We start from the raw sequence: 9,431 nt of genomic DNA, 5'->3' as shown, positions 1-9,431 counted from the left end.
GAACTCAAGCGATCCCCCCGCTCCGGCCCCCGAGCCGGAGCCTCGACCAGACCCGAAAGGAGCCGACCCATGTTCCGCACGACCGTAACCGCCCTGGCCCTCGCCCTCGCCGCCCCGGTGAGTGCCGAGACCCTGATGGCCGACCGCCGCCTTTCCACCGTGCTCGATGACGGCACCGACGTCGTGCTCTACGGCGCGCGCGGCCGCGGGACGGTGCAGTACTACTACCTCCCGCCAGAGATCGGCGTCTCGACCGCCGAGAGCGGCAGCCCCGAATTCTTGTTCATGAAATTCGCCTCCGACGACGTATCGGGCCTGTCGGGCGCGCTTCTGCACTTCCTCGTCGAATGGGGCCTGACGCCCGAGCAGGAGGAGGAGCTGGCCACCTGGGTCGAGACCGAACATGGCGGAGAGCTTGCCGGCGCCGCCACCATGCATCCCGTCAACGCCGACGGCCCCAGCTTCTACATCGTCTCCGCCACGCTGGACGACGAAGCGACGGGCGGGGAGCTCGTCACCTCCGGCCAGGCCTCGCTGATGCCGGGCGGCAAGGCGGCGGCGGCCACGCGGCTCAACGCCGACGGCGCGCAGGTCCTCGCCGCCACCTTCGAGGAGGACGCGACCATCGCCGACGTCACGGCGGTGATGAACATGGAATACGCCGTGCAGGTCCCCGGCGTGGACGGCACCGTCACCATCGACTGGTCCCGTATCGAGAACGAGCGCGAGACCATCTTCGCCGAATACGAGCGCACGATCGCCGAGGACGCGACCACCACCCGCCGCTGTTCCTTCCTGTGGTGGGGCTGCGACGACGAGCGCGGCGACACCTACGCCTATTCCTACGAGGAGATCCACGACCAGTTCAGCTTCCTCGCCGAAAGCGAATATATCGACTTCGACTTCGTGCAGGGCGACATACCCGAGGAAGTCGCGGGCCCGATCCGCGACGCCTTCCTCCAGTACTTCATCGCCTCCGTCACCCAGGCCAGCGCCCCCGTCCCCGAGGCGCGCAGCGGCGACGACACCGACGAGGAGGCCCCCGCCGTCCCCGATATCCGTCAGGGCGCGGGCTACACCTACGACGTGACCAAGACCCGCAACGCCATCGCGCGCGGACGCCAGACGCTCAGCCTCGATATGGACCTCGTCGTCCGCTACCCGTGGCAGCTCGTGGGCAACATGAAGGACTGGTACGACGTCGCGGTGGACGACCCCTTCGCCGTGCAGGAGGTGCTGCTCGCCGATCCGTTCTTCCAGCACCGCGACATCGTCTTCATGCTCGACGGCGATATCGAGGACATGTTCGACCAGCACGTCAACGCCGTGACGGTCGAGGTGCGCCGGGTGCGCGAGGGCGCCGATTTCCACGACTCGATCCTGTTCAACGCGGCGACGCTAGCCGAGGGCGGCAATCTCGGTCACGTCACCTATGCGCGCGGCGAGGATAGCGGCAGCGACGGCTACGAATACCGCACGATGTGGAATTTCCGGGGCGGCGCCGAACTGGTGGAGCCCGCCGCCGGCTGGGCGCGCGGCTCGTGGGAGGGCGTGACCCTCTCCGCTCCGATCGAGTCGCGCCGCATCGAGATGGAGGCCGATCTCGACGAGATGGACGAGGTCGGCATCACCCGCGTCACCGCGCAGGTCCGCCATCCCGTGCTGGGCGAGGAAGTCGAGCGCAACATCCAGATGTCCGTGCGCGGCGGCGAGCCGCTGATCGAGGAGGAGATCTTCCTCGACCGCGACGCGGGCGGCTACGCCTACCGTCTGATCTTCAACCATCGCCGCTTGGGACGTCTCGCGACGGAGTGGAGCGCGCGCTCCTCCGACAACTACATCTGGGCCGCGATCCCCGAGGAACTCCTCCCCGCGCTGGAGGAGGACGACGCCGACGCGCCCGAGGTGGCCGACGCCCAGGCCGCCGTCGAGGAGGAGGACGGCGACCAGCTGTCCCGGTTCAACATCCTGGCAACGGAGTGATCCCCATGAGCATCCGATCCACAACGCTCGCAGCCCTGCTCGCAGGCACCGCCCTTCCCGCGCTCGCTCAGGAGGTCATCCTCGACCGGCAGGTCCGCGCGGGCCCGCTGACCCTGTTCCCGTCGGTCCGCGACGCGACGCAATTCTACTATGCGCCCACCGATGCCCGCCTCGCACTGCACGAGGATGGCACGCCGCAATTCTCCTTTACCCGCTACATCGCGCCGTCGCAGGGCGAGGAGGCGAGCGATCTCGCCAACGCCACCGGCGTCGTGCACGCGGTCGTTGAGCTCGGCGTCAGCGAGGAGGACGTGGAGGCCGCCCGCGACGCCATCGGCGACGTGGTGCCCGGTGCCACCATCCTCGGCCCCGTCACCTTCACCCAAGGCACCTTCGCGCTCGTCTCCTCCTATGCCGAGGAAGGGTCCGACGTGACAGAGCGCGTGGTCGGCGTCGGCAACATGCCTCTGCTCGAAGGCGACCGCGCCGCCATTTCGCTGCGGCTCACCCGGCAGGGCACGCTGGAACTGTGGGAAGGGTTCGCCCGCGCGACGCCCGACATCTCGTTTTCCTTCTCGACCGAGATCGACGGTTTCCGCGCGCCCCAGCAGGCGATCCTGACCGCCGATTTCGAACGGATCTACGCGCATGAGAGCTTCGAGGCCGGGGTGGCGACCCCCTACCTCCAGGCCGAGATCGAGGGCGCCTTCGACGATCTGCGCCGCTCGGGGGCGATCCAACTGACGCAGATCGGCGGTGACGCGCAGATGCAGGCACTGATCGACACTGCCTATGCGCGGCTGATCGACATCATCTTCGAGAATACCGAAAGTACGGGCCTCGACAGCATCAACCAGTTGCAGGCAACGGCGGGCGGGCAGAACGACACATCCATGCTCGACAAGGCTTCGGCGCTGCTGAATGCCAACCGCACCGCTACCGCGGCGGAGAACGAGGCGATCCGCGACCGCAACGCCGAACGCGCCGCCCCGCGAGCCGAGGCCGCCGCGGCGCAATCGACCCTGTCCGATACCCGCCGCCGTGCCTCCGACGCGACCGCCGCGGCCGAGGAGTTGCGTGCGCGCGCCGAGACCTCCCGCCGCGAACGCGATGCCGCCAGCACAGCCGCCGACGCGGCGGAGGCCGCGGGCGAGGACGAGACCGCCACCGCCGCCCGCGAGGTGGCCGAGCGGTTCGACGCCCAGATCACCCGCTACGAGGCGATGGCCCAGGACAAGGAGGCCGAAGCCGAGGCGCTGCAGGCCGACCTGGCCGAGCAGGAGACCACCGCCGCCGAGGCCGGCGCGCGAGCGGAGGCGGCCGGAGAGCTGGAGACCCCGCAAAGCACGCCCTCCATCGCCGTCGTCGCCTCCTACCGCATGAAGGAAGTGCGCGAGAGCGGCAGCTACGAGATCAATCTCAACAAGTATATGGCCGACAGCCTCGCCCTGCGCTTCGACGAGAATATCGGCGACATGACCGACTGGCGCGACGACGTGGACGTGTTCGCCACCGTGGACCTCGCCGATACCGCCGCGCGCCAGCGCGAGGTGCCGGTCTTCATCGACGGTCTCAACGCCACCGATTTCGGCGATTTCGTCAACTTCGCCTCGGTCGTGCTGGAAAAGGAGCGGGACGGCGCCGCCGACGCGCTCGACGAAATCCGGGTGGATCGCGAAAACTTCCAGCAGTCGGCAAACGATTTTCGCCTCGTCTACACCAAGCTGACGGATGGCGAGGACGCCGATTTCCTGGACTACCGCTACCGTGTGCACTGGAACCTGTTCGGTGGGGTCGAGGTGGAAGGCGACTGGATCGACAGCGACGCGTCGGGCATCGGCATCGCCCCGCCCTACCAGCGTCGCACGATCTACCTCGAGGCCGATCCCGACATCGTCGCGGACGAGGGCATCCGCTCCATCGAGTTCCGCCTCTACTACGACCTCGCCGGCGAGGAGCGGATGGAGCGCGTCTCCCTGCGCCCCGATGCCGAGGACGGGGAGGATCTCTCCGCCCAGCTCGACTTCATCCAGCCGCGCGGCGTCTACGACTACGCCTACGAGATCGACTGGCGCCTGCGTGGCGGCGGTCGCCGCTCGTCCGGCCGGATCGAGAGCCGGGACGGCACGATCTTCGTCGACGAAATGCCCCTCGAATGACGTATCCGGGAAAGGAGACCGACATGCCCCGCCCTTTCACCAAGCTGACAGCCAGCACCCTCGCCCTCGCCACCGTGCTTGCCCCCCTTCCCGCCCTCGCGCAGGACGACGCCGTGCCAGTTGAGGAGATCACCTTCGAGGAGCCCGAGCGCGTCGCTGCCTCCGACTGCTGGTTCGTCGAGGGCAACCTGCGCGAAGTCATCACCGAGGATGCCGACTACCGCGAGATCGCCGTCGCCCTGCGCGAGGCGGAGCCGGACGTCCGCGCCTATGTCGAGGATTCCCTCGCCATGCAGCAGGACGCAATCGGCCACGCCTTCCGTGACTTCGCCGCCTGGTACACCCACCGCGTCGAGGAGCAGAACGCCGAGCGGCTGGAACAGCAGCAGATCGCCGAGCTTGTCGGCAAGGGACTGGAGAAGGCGCTCTCCGTCGCGCTTCCCGGCTCCGGCGTCGTGGTCAGCACCCTGCGCACGGCAGGCAGCGCGGCCTATGACCAGGTCGTGCAGAACACGACCGGCGGCAGCACGGACCCACAGACCTATCTCGACCGGCTCGCGGGCGAGATCGAGGATGACGAGGCCGCGCGCAACACCATGGTCCGCGCCATGTTCAACGACCGCGCCGACCAAGCCCTGCGCGACCGGGTCGAGACCATCAAGTTCGAATACGTGATGGAACAGCGTGCCGCGATGCGCAACGCCGCCCAGGCTGCCGGAGAGCGCACCGCCGACAGCTGCTCGGGCCGGATGCTCGACGATATCGGCATCCCGCGCCCTAGCGTGGCGAACACGACACGCATCCGCCGCGAGATGCTGCAGGAAATGATGTTCGAGGCGATGTGCATGGCCGACGCCGCGAATGAAGGCACTTTGAGTGGCAACATCCACAACTACCTGGGCAACTGTCAGTCGGACGAGGCCAACACCCAACGCATTGCACGTGCCGGGGCAACCCGCCTGATCCTGGTGGGACGTGCCAATGTCGCGACCATGTGGCAGCTGACGGATGCCGCGCAGCTCTCGTCGGTATGCTGGGACGAGTACTTCTCCTCCGGCTACAATCCCGACTGCGCCCGATGGCGGGCCGACAACCTTTGACGGCCCACCGCCGCCGGGTCCCGACCCTCCCTGCGGGGCCCGGCATTCTCTCGCGCCAATGCCCCGGCTCCGATCCGGAGCCGCGTACCAAAAGCCTTCCATGCGCGGAATCAAGCCGAAGGCGCCGCGCATCGGTCGTCCTGAAAGCACGCCTCCGGCGTGACCCGCCCCCCGGCACGGCGATTTGGCCGATGGAGGCCCGACGTGAGAGCTTGGCTAGAATAAAGTGCCACTCACCGCCGTCGCATCGCCGTACCGCGGCCCAGCGATGCACGGGTGTATGTCCCGACCCTCGGCCGAAACCACCCCCTCACAACCCCTTCCGCTCCACCAGCGTTTCCGCAAGCTGCCGCATCAGGTCGCGGCCCGCGCGCTCAAGGCTCGCCGCGTCGTAGCGGCAGAAATCGTGGTTGAGCTTCAGCTCGAACTTACGCCCCGTCGCCGTGATGCGCGCGCGGCCATCGGGGTGCTGGAAGTCCACCACGATGCGCCCGCCCTCGCCGCGCTCGGGCTGGCTCATCCGGTCCTGCTCGGGCGCGAACAGCGGCACCTCCTCGCCCGCGTCCTGCGCGTAGTGGCGCAGCACGTCCAGCTCCTCCCGGACCGAGCGGTGCGGCATCCCCTTGAGCGTCTGCGCGATCGCGCCGCTCGTCCCCTCCACCTGCGCCATGCGGTTGCGCAGCTTCAGGCCCAGGCTGCGCGGGATCTCCTCGGGCCAGTTCAGCCACTTGTCGAGCCGGTCGAGCAGCTCGCAGAACGCCCGGATATAGCTGCGTTTCTGCGCGGAGGAGGAGGCATAGAGCACGCGGATCGCCTCCTCGACACCCGGCGCGCCGGTCGCGGGGTCGATGGCATAGTCACGCGCCAAGGACGCCATCTCGGCAAACGAGATGTTCTTGCGCACGAGGTTCTCGTCGACCATCCGGCGATAGAGCGTCGGGATCCCGTCGCGCACGGGCGCGATGCTGGCGGGAATGCGGGCAAAGGCCGGATCGGTCCGCGCCAGCTCGCGGTGCGCGGACAGACGCCGGAAACCTTGTATGAGTTCATAAAACCCGTCGCCCGCATCCTCCAGCTGGATCGGGTTCGACAGTCCGATCTCCCGGATCGAGCGGACGAGGTGGCGCAAGTCCATGTCCTCCGTATCCGCCCGGTCGCGCACCAGCTTGGAGCTGCGGATCGCGTCGAGCGGCACCAGTGCAATGCGGCCCGCCTCCTCGACGACTCCGGCGGATGTTGGCTGCCTGTCCTCGTCGGGACGGGCGGGCGCGTCTGCGGCATCCGCGGAAGGGCGATCCGGGTCGCCCCGCAGGTCCCGCAAGCGGCGGCGGATGTCTGCACCCCCGCGCGACGGGGCGGGGCGGCTGTCTTCGGTTCGGTGGCGAGGCGTTTCGGTCATCTGACGGGCTCCTGTCGCGCAGGGTTCCCGTCGATCGAGAACTCATGCGCTCTCGATGAAAGGGTCATGCGCGGCGGGCGCGGCACGGGGGCAATCCTGCGGTAGAATTGTTAAATTCCCGTTAACCTTTCCCCGCGGGGAAACCGCCGCGCGCGCCAAACCGGCCCGACCGGCCGATCCGCGCGAACCGCTGCCCGTTTCCCCGCGGGGAAATGGTCAGCGCTTCTGTCCTGTCGCGCCACGCGCCGATCCGCAGCCCCGACTGCCGGGATCCGCAGGACGAAAGGGCTTTGCCCCCCGCCTCCGCCTCGGTAGAAACCCTGACAAAAGAACGAGGGAGGCCCGCGCCATGAGCCGCAAGACACGCATCACCGACGAAGAGGCGCTGGCCTATCACCTCAGCCCCGCGCCGGGCAAGCTGGAGGTCCGCGCCTCCACCGCCATGACCACGCAGCGCGACCTCAGCCTCGCCTACTCCCCCGGCGTCGCCGTGCCGGTGGAGGCGATCGCCAAGGACCCCCAGCTCGCCTACGACTACACGACCAAGGGCAACATGGTCGCGGTGATCTCCAACGGCACGGCCATCCTGGGTCTCGGCAATCTCGGCGCGCTGGCCTCCAAGCCTGTGATGGAAGGGAAGGCGGTGCTGTTCAAGCGCTTCGCCGACGTGAACTCCATCGACCTGGAACTCGACACCGAGGACCCCGAGGCCTTCATCAACGCGGTCAAGCTGATGGGCCCGTCCTTCGGCGGCATCAACCTGGAGGACATCAAGGCCCCCGAATGCTTCATCATCGAGCAGCGGTTGAAGGAGGAGATGGACATCCCCGTCTTCCACGACGACCAGCACGGCACCGCAGTGATCTGCGCCGCGGGCCTCATCAACGCGCTCCACATCTCGGGCAAGCGGATCGAGGACTGCAAGATCGTCCTCAACGGCGCGGGTGCCGCCGGGATTGCCTGCATCGAACTGATCAAGGCGATGGGCGCGCGCCACGACAACTGCATCGTCTGCGACACCAAGGGCGTTATCTGGCAGGGCCGCACCGAGGGCATGAACCAGTGGAAGAGCGCGCATGCGGCCGTCACCGACGACCGCACGCTGGAGGACGCGATGAAGGGCGCCGATGTCTTCCTCGGCGTGTCAGTCAAGGGTGCGGTGACCGAAGACATGGTCGCCAGCATGGCCGACAACCCGGTGATCTTCGCGATGGCCAATCCCGATCCCGAGATCACGCCTGAGGAGGCCCATGCCGTGCGCGACGACGCCATCGTCGCGACGGGCCGGTCGGACTATCCCAACCAGGTCAACAACGTGCTGGGCTTCCCGTACCTGTTTCGGGGCGCGCTCGATATCCATGCCCGAGCGATCAACGACGAGATGAAGATCGCCTGCGCCGAGGCGCTCGCCGACCTTGCGAGGCAGGACGTGCCAGACGAGGTCGGCATGGCTTATGGACGCAAGCTGCAATTCGGGCGGGACTACATCATTCCCACCCCCTTCGACCCGCGGCTGATCCACGTGATCCCGCCCGCCGTGGCGCGGGCCGGGATGGATACCGGCGTCGCCCGGCGGCCCATCGTGGACATGGACGCCTACGAGCTGACGCTGAAGGCCCGGCTCGATCCCACGGCCTCGATCCTCGATGGGCTGTTCAACCGGGCGCGCAGCCATCAGGCGCGCATGATCTTCGCCGAAGGGGACGATCCGCGCGTGGTGCGCGCCGCGCTGACCTATCGCCGTTCGGGCCTCGGGCAGGCCATCGTGGTCGGACGGCAGGACGAGGTCGCCAAGATCCTCGCCGATGCGGGGCAGAAAGGCGCGGAGAAGGAGCTGGAGATCGTCAATGCGGGCACCGTCGACAACCTGCAGCAGATGACCGACTACCTTTACGCCCGCCTGCAGCGGAAGGGTTACGACCAGCGCGATTGCTACCGCTTTGCCAGCCGCGACCGGCATGTGTTCGCGGCGCTGATGCTGGCGCATGATATGGGTGATGGCGTGGTGACGGGGGCGACGCGCAAAGGGGCGCAGGTGCTCAGCCAGATCGGGCTGGTCTTCGACGCGACCGCCGCCGACGGGGCCGTGGGTATCTCCGCCGTGCTGCATAACGGGCGGCTGATCCTGGTGGCCGACACGTTGGTCCACGAATGGCCCGACCGCGAGGATCTCGCCAACATCGCCACCCGTGCGGCGGAGGTTGCCCGCAGCCTTGGGATGGAGCCTCGCGTCGCCTTCGCCAGCTTCTCGAACTTCGGCTACCCGGTGTCTGAGCGGGCGGAGAAGATGCACCACGCGGTCGAGGTGCTCGACGCGCGCAAGGTCGATTTCGAGTACGATGGCGAGATGACCGTGGACGTGGCGCTGAACGCCGAGGTGCTGAAGAACTATCCCTTCGTGCGCCTGTCGGGTCCGGCCAACATCCTGGTGGTACCCGCACGGCATTCCGCGTCGATCTCGGTCAAGATGATGCAGGAACTGGCGGGCGCGACGGTGATCGGCCCGATCCTGACCGGCATCGACCGACAAGTGAAGCTGACCTCCACCACCGCGACGGTGAACGACATCCTGCACATGGCGCTGATGGCGGCCTGCCGCGTGGGCTGATCCCGGTCCGGGGCGCGACCTGTTGTCGCAAGACAGGCCCGGCCCGAGCTTACAGCGATGATTTTATGATCAAATGCCCACTGACGCTGCGAAACTTCGCGGCGCCTTAAGAGACTCTTCGGAATTTCACCTTATTTGAATGGGAGGTAGTTGGAGCGTCGAATCCACAAACCCGAATCGTT

5 protein-coding genes are annotated in these 9,431 nt (G+C 67.6%); 4 read left to right on the top strand and 1 reads right to left on the bottom strand.

What is annotated here, in order from left to right; translation table 11 throughout:
* Window positions 1-69 precede the first annotated feature (69 nt).
* The 3 genes from RX333_RS02585 to RX333_RS02575 are packed head-to-tail and all read left to right on the top strand — an operon-like array spanning window position 70 to window position 5,242.
* The gene (locus RX333_RS02585; RefSeq protein WP_316013350.1) at window positions 70-1,983 is read left to right on the top strand and encodes a hypothetical protein; all 1,914 of its coding nucleotides are present in this window, start codon (window positions 70-72) and stop codon (window positions 1,981-1,983) included.
* Between the two features lie 5 nt (window positions 1,984-1,988).
* Entirely contained in the window at window positions 1,989-4,142 is a 2,154-nt protein-coding gene (locus RX333_RS02580; RefSeq protein ID WP_316013349.1) for a hypothetical protein, read from the top strand.
* A 23-nt stretch (window positions 4,143-4,165) separates the two neighbouring features.
* Window positions 4,166-5,242 (top strand): hypothetical protein, encoded by a 1,077-nt coding sequence (locus RX333_RS02575; RefSeq protein ID WP_316013348.1) that lies wholly within the window; start codon window positions 4,166-4,168, stop codon window positions 5,240-5,242.
* 310 nt (window positions 5,243-5,552) lie between these two features.
* On the opposite strand, the gene RX333_RS02570 is transcribed toward RX333_RS02575, so the two are convergent.
* Window positions 5,553-6,641, bottom strand: coding sequence for a ParB/RepB/Spo0J family partition protein (locus RX333_RS02570; protein ID WP_316013347.1), 1,089 nt, complete (start codon window positions 6,639-6,641; stop codon window positions 5,553-5,555).
* Window positions 6,642-6,990: 349 nt separating this feature from the next.
* Between RX333_RS02570 and RX333_RS02565 the strand changes: the two genes are divergently transcribed.
* The gene (locus tag RX333_RS02565) at window positions 6,991-9,249 is read left to right on the top strand and encodes an NADP-dependent malic enzyme (RefSeq protein WP_316013346.1); all 2,259 of its coding nucleotides are present in this window, start codon (window positions 6,991-6,993) and stop codon (window positions 9,247-9,249) included.
* Window positions 9,250-9,431: the final 182 nt, after the last annotated feature.

This window comes from Roseobacter sp. HKCCA0434, from assembly GCF_032464675.1.
Lineage (GTDB): Bacteria > Pseudomonadota > Alphaproteobacteria > Rhodobacterales > Rhodobacteraceae > Pontivivens.
Note: the sequence above shows the minus strand (reverse complement) of the source record. Positions and strands in the feature narration are given on the sequence as shown.